Below are 20,014 nucleotides of genomic sequence, written 5' to 3' on the forward strand. Positions count from 1 at the left end.
TTCGAAGCCTCCAAGAAATATAAAATTAATCCTACTAACTTTTCCGGAAAGCCAAAGATTCCAAAATACAAACCGAAAAATGGACGTACGACCTGTTATTTAACCAATCAAATTACCAAAATTAAAAATGGAAATATGCTTTCATTACCAGGTACTCCTCTTACATTAAAACTGGGGAAAATCGCACATATAGATGGGAAATTACAACAAGTGCGGATTGTCCCGACTTATGGCCGGTATGTAATGGAAGTCGTTTTTAAAAGTGAAGATGAAAAAGAGATCAAACGATCAGAAAAACAATTAGATGAATGGATATTTGAGCCGAAACGAGTAATGGGAATTGATCTGGGCGTTGATAATCTGGCAACTATCATCGATAACACGGGGTTAAAGCCTCTGCTTATCAAGGGCAAATGGTTAAAATCGATTAATCAATATTATAACAAATTAAGAGCGAAATACATGAGTATCCTTCGAAATGGAAAAGGACCAAAGGAAGGGAAGTTTCACAGCACAGGATTAACTTCATTAGACCGAAAAAGGAACAATCGAGTCATGGATTTTTTACATAAGGCCAGCGCAAAAGTGGTGGAGATTGCGAAAGAAAGAACTATAGATACGATCATCATTGGAAAAAATAAGGGTTGGAAGATGGAGGTTGATATGCAAAAGACTAGTAAACAAACCTTCATACAAATCCCATATACCACTTTCATAGGAATGATTCGATACAAAGCAGAGCGACATGGAATTCAAGTCATTGTTCGAGAAGAAAGCTATACCTCCAAGTCTAGTTTCTTGAATCATGACCCGATTCCAACTTACGGGGAAGAGCACCAAACTAATTTTAGCGGGTATAGAAGCAGTCGAGCTTTTTACAAAATCAAAGGTTCTAAGATTTTGATCCATGCCGATGTGAATGGAGCTTTTAATATTGTCCGTAAACATACCAATGATGTCTTCGAAGGACTGGAGAGAAAACAGTTCCTCCAATCCCCACGAAAAATAATCATCATAAAGAAAAGAAAGGCAAAGCTGAAGACCTCGGTCTGATGTAGTAGCGGGACTTGTGGTAGCCCTCGTAAAGACAATGCGGCTTTAAAGCCTATTCTTTCGAAACCCCTAGCTTCAGCTATGGGGATACTCATATAATCTTAATGTCTACTAACGTGTATTCAAAATTCTAAAACGGATTTCCTTTTAGTAAAAATGGAAATCTTGCTTTGAGTAATAATTTAGATTCGCATGGAGAAAATACGAAGGAACAATCAATCACCAATAGGAGGAAAAAACAATGACAATGGTACAAGACATTATGACAAAGGATGTTAAGGTGTGTGCATCACATGACTCTGTGACAGTAGCGGCAAAAATAATGCGTGATATCAACTGTGGTTCTGTTCCAGTTTGTGAAGGTAGAAAGGTTGTTGGAATGATTACAGATCGTGATATTGTATTGAATTGTGTAGCTGATGGGAAAGACTGCAATTCCGTTCATTGCCATGATTGTATGACTTCGGATGTAATCACTTGTTCGCCTGATACAGATGTACATGAATGTGCTCGTATGATGGCAGACCATCAAATCCGTCGCATTCCAGTTGTACAAAATGGCGAAATGATTGGTATTTGTGCCATTGGTGATCTATCAACAGTCAACATTCATGTAAACGAAGCTGGAGAAGCATTAAGTCATATTTCTGAACAGATTCAATAGGAATTGTTAGTTACATCCATTCCACCTGTAAAAAGCTATTAAAGAAAAACCAAAACAAGACAATAATTTGGGATAAACCTAAAAGTACTTAAAAATGGTTTATTCCTTTTTTTTCTTTAATAACTTTTAAATTACCAATACAATTTTGTTAACAATATTGACAGAGACAATTTGGATAATGCGCGTGGCATCATTCGTGTAATTGATACGATTAATCGGAATGCTGAGGAATATGAAGGTGCGTAATTGTTGTAAAATAATTAAATTTTAGAAAAGACCTAACTCATTGAACTTTACAGAGGGCTTTTTAGAAGAAGCCTTTCGAAAAATTATTACCTTTAACAGTCCATCCGGCTGAAAATTATCCGAACAGTGTTAAGAGCCTCGAACCTTTAAATAACATTAAAAAGGTGAACAGTGACAGACACTGTTCGCCTTTTATTGGTTTATGCAAGTAAATATGTACGTGGAACATCGATGTGAAACAAGAAAATCCGGAGCGTGACAGGCACTGAATTTAATAAGTATCTTAAAGATAGCAATCCATTAAATCCAATAATTCTTTAGGTGAATTGATTATTTTGTCAGGATGAATAGTAGAGATGGGTTTATCTTTGTTCCGATGATTCATCCATATTGAATTCCATCCAACTTGTTTTGCACCAATTACATCATTATCAAAAGAATCTCCTATGTATACTGTTTTAACCCTATCTAAGTTTAGATTTTTTTCAACAATATCGAATGCCTGGGAATCTGGTTTAGCACTTCCGATTGCTCCAGAAATGAAAATATTTTCTTTAGGTATCCACCTTGTCATTCCCAACTGGTTTATTTTCATAAGTTGATGCTGGTGAGGACCATTTGTAATTATACCAAGTTGTTTGTTCTTTTTAGTAAGCAGTTCAAGTAGTCTTTCTATTTCAGGAAAAAGGGTTATTTTATTTTGTTCCATTTCATAAATTTTTTGAAATTCTACAGCCTCCTGATATTGGATTTCAATTCCAAAATCTTTACAAGCAGCAATGATACGATAGGTGTGTAGCTCTAGTAAAGAAATGGTTCCTGCTTCGCTTTTATTAAATAAAGTGTCACTATGTTTCCTGCTAGCAACATAAATTTTTTCAATTGGAACATTTGTTAGATGTTTAAAATTCATTTCAAACGCATTTTTAAAGGGTTGTAATTGATCATACAAAGTGTCATCTACATCAAATAAAATAGTATCCATTTCACATGCCTCCCCGATAATATAGTTTTTCTAGTTATTATTAATAGAATATCATCTTTATTTCATTATTGTAGTTTTTAAAATTGCAACATTGATGTTGTAATAGCCTGTTATTACCAAAAAAAATTTAAGTGATAAAATGAATATATAAGGTTAAGTAAGCGCTATCAGAGGGTTGGCAATATTTCAATTTTGATATTAAATGGGATAAAGCAATTCTAAAGGGAGGTGCTAAATTGATTGATTTATCTAAAAGGCCATACCATTTAATAAAAATTATGCTAAGTAATCAAGATTATAAGACTGTAAAATATTACTCCGATCTAATGAATGTTTCCCAAAGAACACTTCACAACGACTTAAAAGTAATTGAAAAATTCATTAATCATTTTGATTTAATGTTGAAAAAGAAACCTAGCATTGGTATCAAAATTAGTGGTGAAATGAAGAAAAAATTGGATATTCTAGAATATCTCAAAACTCAATTTGAAAATGAGGAGATTCAAGAACTCTCCCCATTAGATAGAAAAATTCAAATAACAAAAATGTTATTGATTGAGGAAAAGGTATTATCCTACCAAGGCTTATCTGAACTATTTTTTGTTAGTAAATCCTCCATTGCAGCTGATATGGAGAAAATCCAATCAGAGTTAAATGGATGCACTGTAAAGATCAAAGGTGACCAAAAGGGCACATATATTACCGGTACAGAATCCCAAATTCAATATTCTTTGAAGTTTTTTAATGAAGAACTATTTAAAGTATCTAAAGTCGAGAACAATCTTGTGGGAATCGATAAATTCGGGGATTTATTACTACAGTATTATCCAAGTGAAATCGTGAATTCTTCCTTTAGTATAGTTAAAAAAGTTGAACATAAATCAGCCAAACTTTTTGCAGAGCATTATTTAACAACTTTATTTAACACGATAATTGTCCTTTGCTATCGAGCTTCAAAGAAAAAACATCATTCAGAAGTGATCAATAGTCTTATATTTGATGAGGTAAAAAATCTAAAAACCTATTTAATGGCTAGAGATATTTTGGATGATTTACAACATGAATTATCCATTACGTTTACAACTGAGGATACGATTTACTTAAATCAATATTTAATCGCAATCGGAATAGAGTCCAGTTATCATCCAACTTCAATAACTGAAGAATATATTCAGCTCGTTGAAGAAATCATTCAGAAAATGAGTAGTGTACTTAAAGTTGATTTATCAAATGATAAGAAACTTTTTGAAGGATTAGTTTCCCATATCATTCCTATGATTTATAGATTGCGGGCGGGGATCACAGTTAAAAACCCATTGCTTACTGAAATAAAAGATGAGTATTCCGTAATGTTAGGCGTTAGCTGGTTTGTAACCTCTATTATTGAAGAAGCATTTGAAGTCAATTTAACGGAAGATGAAGTAGCGTTTATCCTGGTTCATTTTCAAGCTGCGTTAGAAAGAAATTCAAGTTATAAAAGGGTCCTAATTGTGTGTCCTAACGGAATCGGAACATCGGAACTGATTGCCAATAAAGTGAAGCATATTCTTCCAGCTTTATGCCTCATTGAAGTCGTTCCAATTGACAAGCTTTATCAAATGAATATTGATAGTGTCGATTTTATTATTTCAGCTATCCCAATAAGAAATACGACTAAACCAGTGATCTATGTATCGCCATTAGTTACGAGTACAGATGTTAAAAATATTATGAATTTTTACACAGATTTATTTTTATTAAAAGAGGAAAAAAAGGAACCTGTCGACCAATATCCTGATATTAAGTACTTATCAAAATTTATTAAAGAGGATTCTATTTTTATCAATAAAAAAATACAGGATCAGAAAGAAGTATTGAGTTTTTTAATTCAAAAATTAAAAGATTCAAATGATATCATATCTGGATTTGAAGAGTCTGTCTACAACCGTGAGAATGTGGGAACAACAGCTCTAGATACAGGAGTTGCCATCCCCCATGGCACACCTAAATTTGTGGTAAATACAAGAATAATCATTTTAACCACGGAGGATATGATTGATTGGGGAGGAACGAAAGTCGATACAGTCATACTAATTTGCATTTCACCTAAGGATTTAAAAAACGTTAAAAATATTTTAAGTGATATTTATAAATTAATAGAATCCAGGAAAAACGTTAAAAAATACTTCTCGGATAACACTGGGAAAGGAATATTACAGCTTATGAAGGAAGGGGATAAAATTGATCCAGAAAGAATTCATTTATTTAAATAATGATCTAACAAGTCGGAATGAAATCATAAGAAAAATGAGTGAAGATGTTTTAAAAAATGGTCTGATTACCGATGTTGATACTTATGTGAATGCAGTTTTAAAAAGAGAAGAAGAAATTCCAACAACGGTTGGTTTTGATGTAAGTATACCTCATGGGAAATCAGAAGCTGTTACATCTCCTTTTATTACATTTATGAGAACCAGGGAACCATTTGCTTGGGAAGAAAAAAGTGATGACAAAGCACAGTTAATTTTTATGATTGGTGTTCCTATCAATCAACAAGATAAATTGCATTTAAAAATATTAGCACAAATTAGTAAAAATTTAATGGATGAAAATTTTAGAAGTAATTTACTAGAAGCGGAAACTATTGATGAAGCCTTTAGTTTATTAAAACGCATTGAAGAAAATATATATGCTGAAGAAATGGGGAACTTTAAATGAAAATTGTAGGAGTTACAGCTTGTACAACGGGAATTGCACATACTTACATGGCACAAGAGGCGTTAGAAAAAGAATGTGCTAAGCGCGGTTTTGATGTCAAAATTGAAACCCAAGGTGGAATGGGAATTGATAATGAGCTTTCTGAGGAAGAAATCGCAGATGCAGATGCTGTTATTCTAGCGATCGCCATTGGAATTGAAGGAGAAGAACGATTTGAGGAAAAACAAGATCAAGGCAAAGTTTTAACGTTAGATCCTTCAAATGTAATAAAGAATGTAAAGGATGTTGTTGATCAATTAGTGAATTTGTAGGAGGAAGGTATTTATGGCGATTAATGGGAAAAAGGTAGGAGAAGAGCTTAAAAAGGCATTTAGCACCGGTGTGTCTTACATGATGCCTTCAGTAGTTGTTGGTGGGATATTTTTAGCCATTGCATTAGCCTCTGGAAAACCGACTGATGAGGGAATGGTAGTCACAAATCCTTTCCTGCAAAACTTGAATACGATTGGTGCAGCTGGTTTTGCCATGATGATTCCGATTTTAGCAGGGTATATAGCCTATTCCATTGCGGGGAAGCCGGGGTTAATTCCTGGTATGATTGCGGGCTTTATCGCCAATAATCCTATTGGTGATGGTGATGTTAAAACTGGATTCCTTGGGGCAATGATTTTAGGGATTGTTTCCGGTTATATTGCTAAGTACATTAAAACATGGAAAGTTCCGAATACGATTAAAACGATTATGCCGATCCTAATTATTCCGGTCATTACAACATTCATTACTTGTATGGGATATATTTATATCCTAGCTCAACCTCTTGCTAATCTGGTTGACGGACTTGTTAAATTATTGTCTTCTATGCAAGGTGGAAGTGCGTTAATTCTAGGGTTGGCAATTGGAGCTTTTACAGCCATAGACATGGGTGGTCCGATTAATAAAACAATTACTGCATTTACATTAGCATTAATGGCTGAAGGAATTTTTGAACCAAATGGGGCTCATCGAATCGCGGTCGCAATTCCACCATTAGGAATGGCACTTTCAACATTTATTTCAAGAAGAAAATATACTGAAGAAGAACGTGGTTTGGGTGTAAGTGCTGGCTTCATGGGGTTAATTGGTATTACAGAAGGAGCAATTCCTTTTGCTGTAAAAGATATGAAACGCGTATTGCCTGCCATTATGATTGGAAGTGCTGTTGGTGGTGGAATAGGAATGGTACAAAATGTAAGTACTTATATTCCTCACGGCGGTTTAATTGTTATCGGCGCTGTTGACGGTAAATTGTGGTATTTTCTTGCAATGTTAATCGGAACCGTTGTCACAGCAGGCATCTTACATTTCATAAAACCAGATATAGCAGTAAAGACAACTTCCGAAAAGAAGGAAGATAAAAAAGTAAGTTAGTGAAAAAAACGATAAATGATTAGGAGGAAGATACTGTGGTAAAAGCATCAATTAATTCAACTGTTAAGGCCATATTGGATTTACAAGAGGAAGGGAAAGGCGCTACATTACTAGGGATTGGACCTATGTCAGCTAATCTTTTACAAGCAAGTTTTGAGTTAGCTAGAGATGAAGATTTTCCATTAATGTTCATTGCAAGTCGTAATCAAGTAGATATGGATGAATTGGGCGGAGGCTACGTTAATGGCTGGAATCAACATTCGTTTGTAGAAGCGATTCGTAGTACTGCAAAGGAAACTGGTTTTGATGGTCTATATTACGTCTGCCGTGACCACGGTGGTCCGTGGCAGAGAGATAAAGAAAGAAACGATCATTTACCTGCAGAACAAGCGATGGAATATGGGAAAAAGTCCTATCTTGCAGATATTGAAGCAGGCTTTGATTTACTGATGATCGATCCTACGAAAGATCCTTTTGAAGTAGGAAAAGTTGTTCCTTTAGAGAACGTCATCAGTCGGACTGTTGAACTAATTGAGTACTGTGAAAAAGAGAGAAAAGCAAGAAACTTACCAGAAATCGGTTATGAAGTTGGGACAGAAGAAACCAATGGAGGACTAACTTCCACTGAAACCTATGAAACTTTCATTAATAGACTAAAAGAAGAACTTGGCAGCAAAGGCCTTCCGATGCCGACCTTTATTGTAGGGCAAACAGGAACATTGACTAGAAAAACTGAACAAGTCGGAACGTTTAATTTTCATAATGCCTATGAGTTGGCTCAAATGGCAAATAAGTATGGGGTTGGATTGAAAGAACATAATGGTGACTACCTAGATGATGTGACATTATTGGAGCATATTCCGTCTAACATTGTTGCAACAAATGTAGCACCTCAGTATGGAACAGAGGAAACAAGAGCATATCTAAAACTAGCAGAAGTAGAACAAAGATTAAAAGAATATGGTTTAGTTGCAGAGCCGTCTAACCTAAGAGATACTCTTTTAGTTCGCTCCATTAAGAGTGAACGTTGGAGAAAATGGATGGTCGGAGATCAAACAGACTTAACTGTTGAGGAAATTATGAAAGATAATGACATATCTCTTGAAATTTTAGATATCGCAGGTCATTATACGTTTAATGATGAAGAAGTAAAAGTAGAAATTAATAAACTTTATGAAAACTTAAGCAAAGTAAATATTAATGGGCAAAGATTTGTAGTCGACCATATTAAGCGCCCGATCCGTGACTATGTTGAATGTTATAACCTAAAAGGTTCCACTTCGAGAATTATAGAAAAACTACAATCCTCTGAAGTGGTTTCAATAGGCTAAAGAGTTCTCATCTCCAAGATCAATGTCTTACTATTTGATGTGCATAGGGTTCATGATTGGTAGTCGGAAACTCTATGCATGTTCAAATAGAGCGGGCATTAGGAGAATCTATATAGAATTAATTTATAGTATTTATTTTTTATAGTCAACTATTGTTGTTATTAGAAGTAGAGTTATAGAAATCTAATGAATATCGAGGGATGCACAGCATGTTTGATAAAACTGATCAATTAGGCGTTAACACTATACGAATGTTAAGTATAGAAACGATCAACAAGGCAGATTCGGGTCATCCAGGATTGCCAATGGGTGCTGCGCCTATGGCCTATACATTATGGACAAGATATTTAAAAGTAAATCCGAAAAATTCTAAATGGGTGAATCGTGATCGCTTTGTGTTATCTGCTGGCCACGGTTCTTCTTTACTTTATAGTTTATTACATTTAGCTGGGTATGATGTTACGATTGAAGACTTACAGAATTTTCGTCAATTAAATAGTCGTACTCCTGGTCATCCAGAAGTTGGTGAAACAGACGGGGTTGATGCAACAACCGGTCCATTAGGCCAAGGTTTTGCTAATGCGGTAGGAATGGCTATGGCGGAAGCCCATTTGGGTGCGACGTATAACAAAGAAGGATATGACATTGTCGACCATTATACATACACTTTATGCGGTGATGGAGATTTAATGGAGGGGGTTGCTGCAGAAGCTGCCTCATTAGCTGGTCACTTAAAACTAGGGAAATTAATCGTTTTATATGATTCTAATGATATTTCTCTCGATGGTCCGACATTAATGACTTTTACAGAAGATGTTGGTGCTCGTTTTGAAGCCTATGGCTGGCAACATATTTTAGTAGAAGATGGTAACGACTTACAAGCGATCTCTGAAGCAATTAAAGTGGCCCAAACAGAAAAGAATAAGCCAACATTGATTGAAGTGAAAACCGTCATTGGTTACGGTGCTCCTAACCAAGGGACAAGTGATGTACATGGAGCACCGCTAGGAGAAGAGAACACTGCGATGACCAAAGAAGTTTATGGTTGGGATTACCCTCCATTTACAGTTCCAACAGAAGTCGCTCAACGTTTTAATGAAGCTGTAATTAATCGAGGAGCAACGATTGAAGCAGAATGGGAAGCGTTGTTTTTTAAGTATAAAGCAGTCTATCCTGAATTAGGTCAACAATTAGAGGATGTCTTTACTGGTGATCTACCAGAAAATTGGGACGATATCTTACCAGAATATTCGATTGAAGACGCACCAACTGCTTCTCGTAAAACTAGTGAAGCGACTATTCAAGCGATTGGGGCGAGATTACCTCAGTTCTGGGGCGGTTCAGCTGACTTAAGTTGTTCTAACAATACTCTAATCAAATCAGATGAAAACTTCACACCAGAAAACTATGCCGGGCGAAATATTTGGTTTGGTGTTCGGGAGTTTGCCATGGGCGCGATATTGAATGGCATTATTTTACACGGGGGCACTATTACGTATGTAGGCACCTTCTTCGTATTCTCAGATTATCTAAGAGCAGCGATTCGTGTAGCAGCCATTTCAAAGTTACCTGGAATTTATGTTTTTACCCATGACTCGATTGGTGTAGGAGAAGATGGCCCTACTCATGAGCCTGTTGAACAAATTGATTCTTACCGTGCCATGCCAAATGTAAACGTCCTGCGGCCAGCTGATGGAAATGAAGTTTCACAGGCTTGGAGAATCGCAGTAGAATCAAAAGAAACACCGACACTATTAGTATTGAGTCGTCAAAACTTACCGGTTCTTGAAGGAACAGCTGAAAAAGCCCCAGAAGGTGTTGAGAAAGGCGCTTATGTTCTATCTTCAGCGAAAGGCCAAACAATAGATGGTATTATAATGGCTAGTGGTTCTGAAGTGAAACTAGCATTAGATGTTCAAGCAAAATTAGCTGAAGAGGGCATCCAAGTATCTGTTATATCTGCACCAAGTTTAGATCTGTTTGAAAAGCAAGAGGTGGAATATAAAGAAGCAGTTCTCCCTAACAATGTACGTAATCGTGTTTCTATTGAAATGGGCTCAAGCTTAGGATGGGGCACGTATACTGGATTAGACGGCATTAACATTGGGATTGATAAATTCGGAGCTTCTGGAAAAGGTGAATTAGTAATAGTGCAATATGGTTTTACGGTCGATCATGTTGTCAGAAAATATAAGGAAGCGTTTGTAACGAACTTTGTGGAGGTTTAACCAGTAATTTTGACTTTTACAATTTTATTTTTAAACTTGACCCATTGTTAGCAGATGATTTTGGAAATTCTATCTGCTTTATTTTACCAAAAGAAGGATGAATCCACGTGAAGAAAATTGCCGTTTTAACCAGCGGAGGAGATGCACCCGGAATGAATGCTGCTATTCGTGCAGTTGTCAGACGGGGAATATATAAAGGTTTAGAAGTTTATGGGGTCAGGCATGGATATGTTGGTTTAATGGATGGAGATTATTACCAAATGGACCTTGGCAGTGTTGGCGATATAATCCATCGCGGAGGAACCATTCTAAGAAGTGCACGCAGTGAGTTATTCAAAACAGTTGAAGGACAACAACAGGCGATAACTTCTCTAAATGACGCAGGGATTGATGGATTGATTGTTATCGGAGGTGATGGAACATTCAAAGGGGCAAGTAAGTTAACCTCCCATGGTGTTCCCACCATAGGAATTCCTGGAACAATAGATAATGACATTTCAGGTACAGAGTATTCGATTGGGTTTGATACTGCCGTAAACACAGCTTTGGATGCAATTGATAAAATTAGAGATACGGCTTATTCGCATGACCGACTTTGTATTATTGAGGTGATGGGACGTAAGGCTGGAGATTTAGCCTTATGGGCTGGATTATGTTCAGGGGCTGAATCTATTATTATTCCAGAAGTCACCTTTTCTATCGAGGATATCATAAACCGTATTTTGCTTGGGCAAAAACGAGGTAAAACTCACACGATCATCGTTCTAGCTGAAGGTGTATGTAAAGCCGATGTGCTCAAAGATATGATTAATAAGCGGTTAGACCTTGAAGCAAGTGTGATGGTACTTGGATATTTGCAACGTGGAGGATCCCCCACCGCCTATGACCGTATGATGGCTAGTAGGATGGGTGGAGATGCTATTGATTTATTATTGGACGGGGTGACTGATGCCATGATTGGATGGAAGAATAGTCAACTGGTCCATTTACCTTTTGAAATCGCAGAAGCAGAAAAACATACGCTTGATATGGCGGACTATCATTTAGCAAGAAGTCTATCTATATAATATCGATTTTCGAAGACATCTTCGTTAAACGATATTTCTTATGAAGGGAATGGAGATCAGTGGAAGAAAAACAATACAAGATAATAGCGGAACAAGGACTACATGCTCGTCCAGCAAGCATTTTAGTACATGAAGCGAGTAAATTTGATTCTGCTATTAATCTCGAATATAAAGGTAAATCAATTAATATAAAATCGATTATGGGTGTGATGTCTCTAGGAATTGTCATAGGAGCTGAAATAAAGATTAGTGCTAATGGTAATGATGAAAATGAGGCATTGCATGCATTACAGGGACTATTGTTTGCAGAAGGATTGGCGACGGAATAACGAGTTTTTTAGGGTATAAAAGAATTAGTTGGATTATTTCATTCAATTTAAAAATGGAGAAATAAGTACAGATTTGAGCCGTATTAGGTAGCTAATAAGAACCACATTTAGATAATTTACGGTTAACCGTATCATAAGTAGATAGGTATATTTCTTAATCATTAAATAAGCTAGAAAAGATTGGATCCTCTATTCATCATAAATGGAGGATCTTTTTATTTAGCCCCAGATTCTGTACCGATTTATATATCCAATTAATAAGAATATTGGTATAGAAATTAATTTTTATAGTCAGCCGCTATCCAATGGAAGAGGTCGAAAAGAAACTAATTGTTAATTCCGATAAGGGAAATTTATTAGGAGAGTTAGTAAAATCGGTAAGCAAAGTGAACGGTTTTATTTTAGTGTCGCATTTATCAACTATAGTGGGCTGAGTGGAATGTTGAAATCTTCAAGAAAGGGAATGGTCGGTTTATTCAAGATGTTCTAAAGGAGTCCAGGACGGGTTTCCTTATTTGTTATTGGATTATCAAGAATTTGATGTGGCCACCTGATCCCACAAAATTTATTGATCGTGAAAAAATATTGAAATTTGTAGCAAGGCGAACAGTGACAGGTACTGTTCGCCAAAGAAAGGTTGAAAGGAATGAGCATAAATCACCCACAATTAAATTACTCCTATGCTGATTATATTAAGTCTCCGGAAGAAGTCCGCTATGAAGTGATTGATGGCCAGATCATTAGTATGTCTCTAGCACCGACACCCAGGCACCAACATGTTCAAAGAGAGTTATTAATCGGATACTGTTCTCCTTTTATCGGTTTGTACAATTAAATATGCACGTGGAATATCGTTGTGAAACGAGAAAATCCGGGGCGTGACAGGCACAGAAACTCAATGGTTTAGACTGTCCTTGTCATTTGAGACAGAGATAAAACACCCTTATTAGGCTGCCATACTCCCAAATTCAATGGGGGTTCGGTAGCCTAATTTCTCTTGAATGCGTTCTTCATTATAATGTTTAACGTAATCATTTACATGATTTCGTACGTCCTTTAAGCTTAATGAGTTGAACTTAATATATTGGAACTCCTCTGATTTCAAGTTGGAGTGAAACGACTCAATAACTGCATTATCCCAACAATTTCCACGTCTTGACATACTACTAATCAGGTTACTCTCTTTCACAAACTTCTGAAAAGCATATGATGTATATACACTTCCTTGATCAGAATGAAGGATGACTCCGGATGGGTTTCTACGTGCAATTAAAGCTGCTTTAAGTGTATCCAACACAAGTGGAGTCTGTTGATGATCATATATCTTATATGCGACAATTTGATTGTTATACAAGTCCACAATAGTCGACAAATACAACGTAGATGGACCATATTGTAGGTAAGTAATATCGGTGACCCACTTTTGATTTGGAGCACTGGCTGTGAAATCTCGTTCTAAAATATTGGGTGCAATAACAACGGATTCTCCCTGCGATTTCCACTTTCGTTTCGGCTTTACACGACATTGCAAATAATGTTTTTGGATAATACGTTGAACAGTATTACGATTCAATTTAATCTTATAGTCACGATATAATATAGCCTTTATTTTACGGTGCCCGTATCGATATTTTGTTTCCTGGCATATAGTTATGATGATTTCTTCCTCTTTAGTTAATACGTCCTTTCCCGCTTTTGCCCACCGATAGTAGGTAGCACGCGGCAAGGATAGGGCAGATAAAATCGCCGTAACCGTGTACTTCTTTACGGAACTTTTCAACGATCTGTAGGACTACTTGTTTTTCAACTCCTTTACCATCTCCAAATACTTTTTTAAGATTTCATTCTCCTGTTTCAAGTGAGTAAATTGCCGATCTTTCTTTTCCTCTTCACTCACATTATCTGGTCCAAGCCCGTACGAATATTGTTTGCCAATCGGCTGATCAAAACGATGTATCTCATTCTCTCGGTACCATTTCATCCATGTCTTTATCTGAGAGACATTTTTAATTCCGTACTTCTCCATAATCTCTTGATTAGTTAACTCCCCTGACATCTTATCCTTCACCACTGCCCATTTTGTTTCACTAGAATATACGTTTTTGCCCATGCAAAAACACCTCCGATTTTAGTACTTAATTTCAGTGTACCATTTCGAAGGTGTTTTATCGTGTCTCATTTTATTAGGTTAGTCTAGTTTAGCCGTTTTTTAGCTGAATTTCGTTCTGCAGTAATTGGAATATGTTTCAGTGCTTTACCTAAGCCGTAGTAGGGCATATTTCCATAAATAGATTCATAAGATCTATTTTTTATTTGATAGGTTTCGTGGTAAATTCCAACGGCATCATTGTTTCCTACCTTTTTATTAAAATTTTCCCATGCACTCAAATGCTTCTCATTTTTTGCATAAGCGAGTAGGTCTTCCATTGAACGCCAATATTGAATCATTGCAGTCGTTCTAAGTCCGAAATAGCTTTCCATCGATAAAAATCCCAATTCATCTTTGTTCGTATAAAGCTCCTTAATCATCCCAGGCATTGCATTAAATACTGGTAACCACTTATGAATTGCAAATCGCTTGTTAACTCTCATTCCAATGATAAAAACGACAATATCTTCTGTATTCTCAGTGGTATAACGCCCAGTATAGATATGTTTGGCCATTACTAATCCTCCTTAGTTAAAAACTTCTCAAGAGTAACCTCGCACCAGTCCATGGCTGCCTTCGTGGTCCTTTTTCCATAATCTAATGTAAACAACCAATACATTGAATCCTCCACGTTATCTTTGTGATTAACAATGGCCAGTTCGATCGATAAATAAGTTTGGTAACGCCCTTCTAACTTTTGCTTGTAATTCTGTAAAAGCAAGACCGTCTTTTCTCTGGACTGATAGCGGCCAAAAAACAATTTAAGCAAAATTTCATTTCGTTCAACAGGAAGTTGTTCTATGGGATGCTCCAACCAATTTTTTAAAGTTTCTATTCCTTTTGAAGTGAGGAAGTACTCATTTCTATCCGGCTTTCCTGGGTTTGATGAAGTACGAACTTCTGCTAATCCCTCTTGGACGATTAATTTAAGAGTTGGGTATATTTGACCATAACTTATCTTCCAGAAATGATTTAAGCTCTGATCAATGAGCTGTTTAATGGCGTAACCAGATTTGCAGTCAGTGGTTAAAATTCCTAAAATCGCATAGAGTGTATCGGTATAATTTTTCAAATGTCATCACCTATCTAAAAGATATATAACCTTTAGATATATATTATTAAATAAACTAAAAAAGAACAAATAAAGTTTTCGGAATAGGAAAATAATTAAAGTTTGGTATATATGGACAGAAAAACTAATTAATCGTTTTGATTTTTGATAAGTTATGCTAATAGAGAGTGAGTGCCGCTGTATGGGTTTTTGTATGTGTTCATAATCTATAAAATTCGTAGTTAAAAGCTAAATTAATAGTCAAGTATGGTGATGAAAGAGGGGTATATTTTTGAACAAGGGATGGAACCGATTTGGTTTATCGAAAAAGAAGAACAATCAATCGAAATGAGTAAAAATGCCTTAGTGCTGTGGGATGCGGAATTATCGATTTCTTCAAAAACCAAAGAAGATAAAAAGTGGGAAGCGATGCTTGCTGACCTAGTCAAGGATAAACTGTTATTCATGAGGTACAAGAATTTACCAAGAATTTATCATTAAAGTTGTTTAACAGTTATCATTCTATAATTGTGAAAACAAGAAAAAAATACCTAATGAATCTGCGATTCTAAATATATAAGGGTGGTTTATAAATTTACCAATAAAAGATGTACCAAAAGTACCTTTTGGGGCATTTTTTGTGCTTGTATTTGCTTTTATCAAGAAATGAGTAATGAATTATAAATTCGCAAGATTATATAGAAGGTATAAAATAGATTCGAAACATTATAACGTTATATTGACTGGAGTGAAAATACGTGGTAACCTACTCTTGTAAGAAAAACAAAAGAGGTAGATGTAATCGTATACAAGTACCCATTTTATTAGGTTTACCGAAAAGGATGAGGGAAATGAAAGATTGTTTTGTATTACAGAATGTAAAACTAGTCAATGGAAATTCTGTAGACATCAAAGTAGAAAATAAAAAAATCCAAAACGTTGTTCCGGCGGGAACTGGAAATGGCGGGAAGGCAATTGACTTTAAGCATAAAGTAATTGTTTCCAGCGGCTGGATTGATATGCATGTCCATGCCTTTCCTGAATTTAATCCATATGGGGATGAAGTGGATGAGATTGGCTATAAAACAGGAGTAACAACGATTGTTGATGCCGGCAGTACTGGCGCTGATCGTTTGCCTGACTTAGTTAACAGCTTTAAAAAGTCGAAAACGAATGTTTTTGCCTTTTTAAATATTTCACGAATTGGCCTTAAGCGAATCGATGAGCTATCAGACCTTTCGTGGCTGGATGAGGATGCATTAAAAGAGGCCATAGCCAAACACAAAGATTTTATTGTTGGACTGAAAGCGAGAATTAGTAAAAGTGTCGTGGGTCCAAATGGAGTAGAACCATTAAAAGTGGCCCGTAAATTTTCAAAGGACACTGAGTTGCCGCTGATGGTTCATATTGGTTCAGGACCGCCGGATATTAATGATGTCCTCGATTTACTTGAGAAAAAGGACATTATCACCCATTACTTAAATGGGAAAGCCAATAATTTATTTGATGAAGCTGGAAAACCTCTTCCGAGGCTGCTGGATGCCATTAAACGGGGAGTACATTTGGATGTTGGCCATGGAAATGCAAGCTTCTCTTTCCAAATGGCAGAGCAGGCGAAAAAGTATGGTATTCACTTTGATACGATCAGCACGGATATCTATCGGAAAAATCGCTTGCACGGTCCAGTTTATAGTATGGCCAGTGTACTATCTAAATTTTTGTATTTAGGATATCCCTTAAAAGAGGTCATTGATGCCGTTACAGTTAAAGCGGCAGACTGGTTGAATAAGCCGGCACTCGGAAGAATTTCAGCGGGAGATTTAGCTAACCTCACATTATTTTCTATAGAGGATGAAGTGACTCAGTTGATGGATTCTGAAGGAGAAGAACGAACAGCAGAGCAGAATATTGTCGTAAAAGGAGTGGTAATAAATGGAGAATACATTGAATGCTAAATATGGTTTGAAAAGGGTTATCAATGCAAGCGGCCGGATGAGTATTTTAGGTGTTTCGGCTCCAACAGACACCGTAATGGAAGCCATGAAAATAGGCGGGCAAAATTATGTTGAAATCGCTGATTTAGTCGATAAAGCAGGACAGCATATCGCTGGGCTGCTTCAATCAGAGGCAGCGGTTGTCGTGAACTCAGCATCGAGTGGAATCGCTCTTTCGGTAGCAGCAATCGTGACTGAAGGAAACAGACGAAGAAGCGAAAGACTTCATCAAGAAACGATTCAAAAAAATGAAATCATCATGCTGAAGGGCCATAACGTTCAATACGGGGCTCCGGTGGAAACGATGGTTTTTCTCGGCGGCGGAAAATTAGTGGAAGTCGGTTATGCCAATGAGGGCAAAGCGGAGCACATTGCCGATGCCATTACTGAAAATACGGCGGCGATTCTTTTCGTCAAATCCCACCACGCTGTTCAAAAAAATATGATTTCGGTTGAAGAAGCATGGGAAGTGGCGCAAGCGAATCATGTTCCATTGATTGTCGATGCAGCTGCGGAGGAAGATTTGAAGAAATATGTACAAGTTTCTGATTTAGCGATATACAGCGGCTCGAAGGCGATTGAAGGTCCAACGTCTGGGATCGTTGCCGGAAAACAAAAATATATCGATTGGGTAAAGGTTCAATTGCACTGCACCGGAAGAAGCATGAAGGTCGGTAAAGAAACAACCTTTGGACTTTTGCAGGCATTGGATGAGTATTTTGTCAAGATCGACAATAGCGAAAAGGAAAAAGCCAGTCTGGCAGTTCTCAAATCACTTGAATCCATTGAGGGTGTAAAGGTAACGATTGTACAGGATGAAGCTGGCCGTGCCATTTTCAGAGCTCGTATTCAAATTGATCCGGCTGTGACGAAAACAACTGCGAGGGAAGTAAATGACAAGCTAAGAAATGGTGAAATTGCAATCTATACCCGTGAATACGGAATTCGACAAGGCTTTTTCGATCTTGATCCACGTCCATTACAGGGTGACGATCTATACGTAATTGAAGCCCAATTAAGAGCGATTTTAGGAGGAAGCGAACAATGACAAACATTGAAAAACGTTTTTATCACAACCGTGTTGCATTGAATGTTCTAGCTAATAGCATTGAAAATGCAGTCGAAGTTTTTGAAGCGGCGGAAGGCCATGTACTAGTTGGGGTGCTTTCCAAGGATTATCCTACGGTAGAGGCTGCTGTGACAGCGATGAAGGAATACGGGGCAGCGATTGATGAAGCCGTATCAATTGGCCTTGGCGCTGGGGATAATAAACAAGCAGCAGTGGTAGCGGAAATCGCCAAATACTATCCGGGAAGTCATATCAATCAAGTGTTTCCGGCGGTTGGGGCAACACGTGCCAATTTAGGCGAGAATGATAGCTGGATTAATTCTCTTGTATCTCCAACAGGAAAAGTAGGCTATGTGAATATTTCCACTGGTCCTGTAAGTGCAGCAGCGGGAGAAACAGCGATTGTTCCCATTAAAGCGGCGATTGCATTGGTGCGGGATATGGGTGGAAATGCTTTGAAATACTTTCCTATGAAGGGATTAAAGCATGTGGAAGAGTTCCGTGCAGTTGCGAAAGCTTGCGGTGAAGAAGGGTTTGCGTTAGAGCCAACTGGCGGAATTGATTTAGCTAATTTTGAGACCATTCTAGAAATCGCCATGGAAGCAAAAGTGCCTAAAATTATTCCTCATGTTTATTCTTCTATTATTAATAAAGAAACTGGAAAAACAAATCCGGAAGATGTGAGGACACTACTAGCCATTACAAAAAAATTGGTTGAAAAACATGCCTAAACAAATTGTTTCATTCGGTGAAGTAATGATGCGTTTGCAGGTGCCGGGATATGAATTACTGACTCAAGCTAACACATTACAATACTCTTTTTCAGGCACGGGAGTAAACGTTGCTTCTGCGATGACCAAGCTAGGCTATGATGGCTATCTTGTGACGAAATTACCAGAGAATCCTTTAGGTGATGCAGCCATTTCTTTCTTACAGCGATTGGGAATCAATCGGAAATTTGTTTCTAGAGGCGGAAAATATCTTGGGTTGTATTTTTTAGAAAATGGTTTTGGACAGCGGGCGAGCCGGGTTACCTATACCAATCGCCTGGAAAGCAGCTTTAATACCGCTCATGTTTCGGATTACGATCTGGATTTGATTGCCGAACAAACAGATATTATTCACTTTTGCGGTATTACGCTTGCCATGACCGATGGTGTTCGTGCTAGTATGAAAGAGCTGGCTAAAAAGGTAAAAGAAAAAGGCGGATTGGTTTGTTTCGATTGTAATTACCGCCCTTCCTTATGGGAGGGAGGGTACAGTGAGGCGAAACCTCATTATGAAGACATGCTGGCTTTGGCTGATATCGTCATGATGAATGAAAAAGATGCGATGTATATTTTAGGAATGGAGACAGCAGAAACCTCCCGGGAGGAACAGCTGAAAGACCTGATTCCTAAGGTGGCAAAACACTTCGATATTCAAACGATTGCGGGAACACACCGAGGGATTAATAGTGATAATACCCATTCTATACGGGGATATTTGTATAAAGATGGGCAGTTTCATTTCTCAGAAAAGATTTCTTTTTCCGTGTATGATCGAATTGGAGCCGGAGATGCTTTTACTAGCGGGATTTTACATGGGGAGATGGCTGGATTTTTACCTGAGAAAACAGCCCGGTTTGCAGCTGCAGCAGGAATGCTGGCCTGCACCATTGTTGGCGATACCCCGATGTCGACGGAAGATGAGATCTTGTCCGCCATGGCCGGAACCATTGATGATATAAAGAGATGAAGGAGCG

General features: G+C 37.3%; 19 protein-coding genes and 1 pseudogene. 16 read left to right on the forward strand and 4 right to left on the reverse strand.

The window, feature by feature from the left end; all coding sequences use genetic code 11:
• The first annotated feature begins 24 nt into the window (after positions 1-24).
• Together J7E63_RS23090 and J7E63_RS23095 are read left to right on the forward strand one after the other, a co-directional pair.
• Complete coding sequence (locus tag J7E63_RS23090) at positions 25-1,053, forward strand: RNA-guided endonuclease InsQ/TnpB family protein (protein WP_308161997.1); 1,029 nt, start codon at positions 25-27, stop codon at positions 1,051-1,053.
• Between the two features lie 241 nt (positions 1,054-1,294).
• Positions 1,295-1,717, forward strand: a complete 423-nt coding sequence (locus tag J7E63_RS23095) for a CBS domain-containing protein (protein WP_215016824.1) — start codon at positions 1,295-1,297, stop codon at positions 1,715-1,717.
• Between the two features lie 529 nt (positions 1,718-2,246).
• Here J7E63_RS23095 and J7E63_RS23100 read toward each other — a convergent pair.
• Positions 2,247-2,948 carry an HAD family hydrolase gene (locus J7E63_RS23100; protein ID WP_215016826.1) on the reverse strand — a complete coding sequence of 234 codons (702 nt, stop codon included), beginning with the start codon at positions 2,946-2,948 and terminating at the stop codon, positions 2,247-2,249.
• Positions 2,949-3,184: 236 nt separating this feature from the next.
• Here J7E63_RS23100 and J7E63_RS23105 point away from each other — a divergent pair, with 236 nt between their 5' ends.
• The 9 genes from J7E63_RS23105 to J7E63_RS23145 all read left to right on the forward strand — a co-directional run bounded on the left by J7E63_RS23105 (position 3,185) and on the right by J7E63_RS23145 (position 12,842).
• A complete protein-coding gene (locus tag J7E63_RS23105; protein WP_215016828.1) occupies positions 3,185-5,200 on the forward strand; it encodes a BglG family transcription antiterminator in 2,016 nt (671 codons plus the stop codon).
• A complete protein-coding gene (locus J7E63_RS23110; protein ID WP_215016830.1) occupies positions 5,169-5,645 on the forward strand; it encodes a PTS sugar transporter subunit IIA in 477 nt (158 codons plus the stop codon). Before J7E63_RS23105 ends, J7E63_RS23110 begins: the two co-directional genes overlap by 32 nt.
• Complete coding sequence (locus tag J7E63_RS23115) at positions 5,642-5,956, forward strand: PTS fructose transporter subunit IIB (protein WP_215016832.1); 315 nt, start codon at positions 5,642-5,644, stop codon at positions 5,954-5,956. Before J7E63_RS23110 ends, J7E63_RS23115 begins: the two co-directional genes overlap by 4 nt.
• 13 nt (positions 5,957-5,969) lie before the next feature.
• On the forward strand, positions 5,970-7,052 hold the full coding sequence (locus tag J7E63_RS23120) for a PTS fructose transporter subunit IIC (RefSeq protein WP_215016834.1): 1,083 nt from the start codon (positions 5,970-5,972) through the stop codon (positions 7,050-7,052).
• Positions 7,053-7,102: 50 nt separating this feature from the next.
• Positions 7,103-8,383: a class II D-tagatose-bisphosphate aldolase non-catalytic subunit gene (locus J7E63_RS23125; RefSeq protein ID WP_215017089.1), complete on the forward strand. Its 1,281-nt coding sequence runs from the start codon at positions 7,103-7,105 to the stop codon at positions 8,381-8,383.
• A gap of 209 nt (positions 8,384-8,592) precedes the next feature.
• Positions 8,593-10,611, forward strand: coding sequence for a transketolase (gene tkt, locus J7E63_RS23130; protein ID WP_215016836.1), 2,019 nt, complete (start codon positions 8,593-8,595; stop codon positions 10,609-10,611).
• Between the two features lie 107 nt (positions 10,612-10,718).
• Entirely contained in the window at positions 10,719-11,678 is a 960-nt protein-coding gene (pfkA, locus tag J7E63_RS23135) for a 6-phosphofructokinase (protein WP_215016838.1), read from the forward strand.
• 59 nt (positions 11,679-11,737) lie between these two features.
• Entirely contained in the window at positions 11,738-12,007 is a 270-nt protein-coding gene (locus J7E63_RS23140; protein ID WP_215016840.1) for a phosphocarrier protein HPr, read from the forward strand.
• 646 nt (positions 12,008-12,653) lie between these two features.
• On the forward strand, positions 12,654-12,842 hold the full coding sequence (locus J7E63_RS23145; RefSeq protein ID WP_215016842.1) for a PDDEXK family nuclease: 189 nt from the start codon (positions 12,654-12,656) through the stop codon (positions 12,840-12,842).
• A 111-nt stretch (positions 12,843-12,953) separates the two neighbouring features.
• On the opposite strand, the pseudogene J7E63_RS23150 reads toward J7E63_RS23145, so the two are convergent.
• The 3 genes and pseudogenes from J7E63_RS23150 to J7E63_RS23160 form a co-directional block, all read right to left on the reverse strand.
• Positions 12,954-14,117 (reverse strand): annotated as a pseudogene (locus J7E63_RS23150) (IS3 family transposase).
• 83 nt (positions 14,118-14,200) lie between these two features.
• Positions 14,201-14,671, reverse strand: coding sequence for a DUF4188 domain-containing protein (locus J7E63_RS23155; protein ID WP_215016844.1), 471 nt, complete (start codon positions 14,669-14,671; stop codon positions 14,201-14,203).
• Between the two features lie 2 nt (positions 14,672-14,673).
• The gene (locus J7E63_RS23160; RefSeq protein WP_215016845.1) at positions 14,674-15,228 is read right to left on the reverse strand and encodes a PadR family transcriptional regulator; all 555 of its coding nucleotides are present in this window, start codon (positions 15,226-15,228) and stop codon (positions 14,674-14,676) included.
• A 246-nt stretch (positions 15,229-15,474) separates the two neighbouring features.
• Here J7E63_RS23160 and J7E63_RS23165 point away from each other — a divergent pair, with 246 nt between their 5' ends.
• The 5 genes from J7E63_RS23165 (at position 15,475) to J7E63_RS23185 (ending at position 20,007) form a co-directional block, all read left to right on the forward strand.
• Positions 15,475-15,708, forward strand: a complete 234-nt coding sequence (locus tag J7E63_RS23165; RefSeq protein ID WP_215016847.1) for a hypothetical protein — start codon at positions 15,475-15,477, stop codon at positions 15,706-15,708.
• Positions 15,709-16,058: 350 nt separating this feature from the next.
• The gene (locus J7E63_RS23170) at positions 16,059-17,162 is read left to right on the forward strand and encodes an amidohydrolase/deacetylase family metallohydrolase (RefSeq protein ID WP_215016849.1); all 1,104 of its coding nucleotides are present in this window, start codon (positions 16,059-16,061) and stop codon (positions 17,160-17,162) included.
• Entirely contained in the window at positions 17,140-18,249 is a 1,110-nt protein-coding gene (locus J7E63_RS23175; protein ID WP_215016851.1) for a DgaE family pyridoxal phosphate-dependent ammonia lyase, read from the forward strand. The genes J7E63_RS23170 and J7E63_RS23175 overlap by 23 nt, the downstream gene beginning before the upstream one ends.
• Complete coding sequence (dagF, locus tag J7E63_RS23180) at positions 18,246-19,001, forward strand: 2-dehydro-3-deoxy-phosphogluconate aldolase (protein WP_215016853.1); 756 nt, start codon at positions 18,246-18,248, stop codon at positions 18,999-19,001. The genes J7E63_RS23175 and dagF overlap by 4 nt, the downstream gene beginning before the upstream one ends.
• On the forward strand, positions 18,994-20,007 hold the full coding sequence (locus tag J7E63_RS23185; protein ID WP_215016855.1) for a sugar kinase: 1,014 nt from the start codon (positions 18,994-18,996) through the stop codon (positions 20,005-20,007). Before dagF ends, J7E63_RS23185 begins: the two co-directional genes overlap by 8 nt.
• Positions 20,008-20,014 lie beyond the last annotated feature (7 nt).

The organism is Bacillus sp. ISL-75 (genome assembly GCF_018613095.1).

Excerpts from the sequence above, each read along its gene's own strand:
- J7E63_RS23155 (WP_215016844.1), bottom strand. The coding sequence starts at position 14,671 with ATGGCCAAACATATCTATACTGGGCGTTATACCACTGAGAATACAGAA.
- dagF (WP_215016853.1), top strand. The coding sequence starts at position 18,246 with ATGACAAACATTGAAAAACGTTTTTATCACAACCGTGTTGCATTGAAT.
- J7E63_RS23115 (WP_215016832.1), top strand. The coding sequence starts at position 5,642 with ATGAAAATTGTAGGAGTTACAGCTTGTACAACGGGAATTGCACATACT.
- J7E63_RS23095 (WP_215016824.1), top strand. The coding sequence starts at position 1,295 with ATGACAATGGTACAAGACATTATGACAAAGGATGTTAAGGTGTGTGCA.
- J7E63_RS23145 (WP_215016842.1), top strand. The coding sequence starts at position 12,654 with ATGAGCATAAATCACCCACAATTAAATTACTCCTATGCTGATTATATT.
- J7E63_RS23165 (WP_215016847.1), top strand. The coding sequence starts at position 15,475 with ATGGTGATGAAAGAGGGGTATATTTTTGAACAAGGGATGGAACCGATT.
- J7E63_RS23120 (WP_215016834.1), top strand. The coding sequence starts at position 5,970 with ATGGCGATTAATGGGAAAAAGGTAGGAGAAGAGCTTAAAAAGGCATTT.
- J7E63_RS23175 (WP_215016851.1), top strand. The coding sequence starts at position 17,140 with ATGGAGAATACATTGAATGCTAAATATGGTTTGAAAAGGGTTATCAAT.
- tkt (WP_215016836.1), top strand. The coding sequence starts at position 8,593 with ATGTTTGATAAAACTGATCAATTAGGCGTTAACACTATACGAATGTTA.
- J7E63_RS23100 (WP_215016826.1), bottom strand. The coding sequence starts at position 2,948 with ATGGATACTATTTTATTTGATGTAGATGACACTTTGTATGATCAATTA.
- J7E63_RS23185 (WP_215016855.1), top strand. The coding sequence starts at position 18,994 with ATGCCTAAACAAATTGTTTCATTCGGTGAAGTAATGATGCGTTTGCAG.
- J7E63_RS23170 (WP_215016849.1), top strand. The coding sequence starts at position 16,059 with ATGAAAGATTGTTTTGTATTACAGAATGTAAAACTAGTCAATGGAAAT.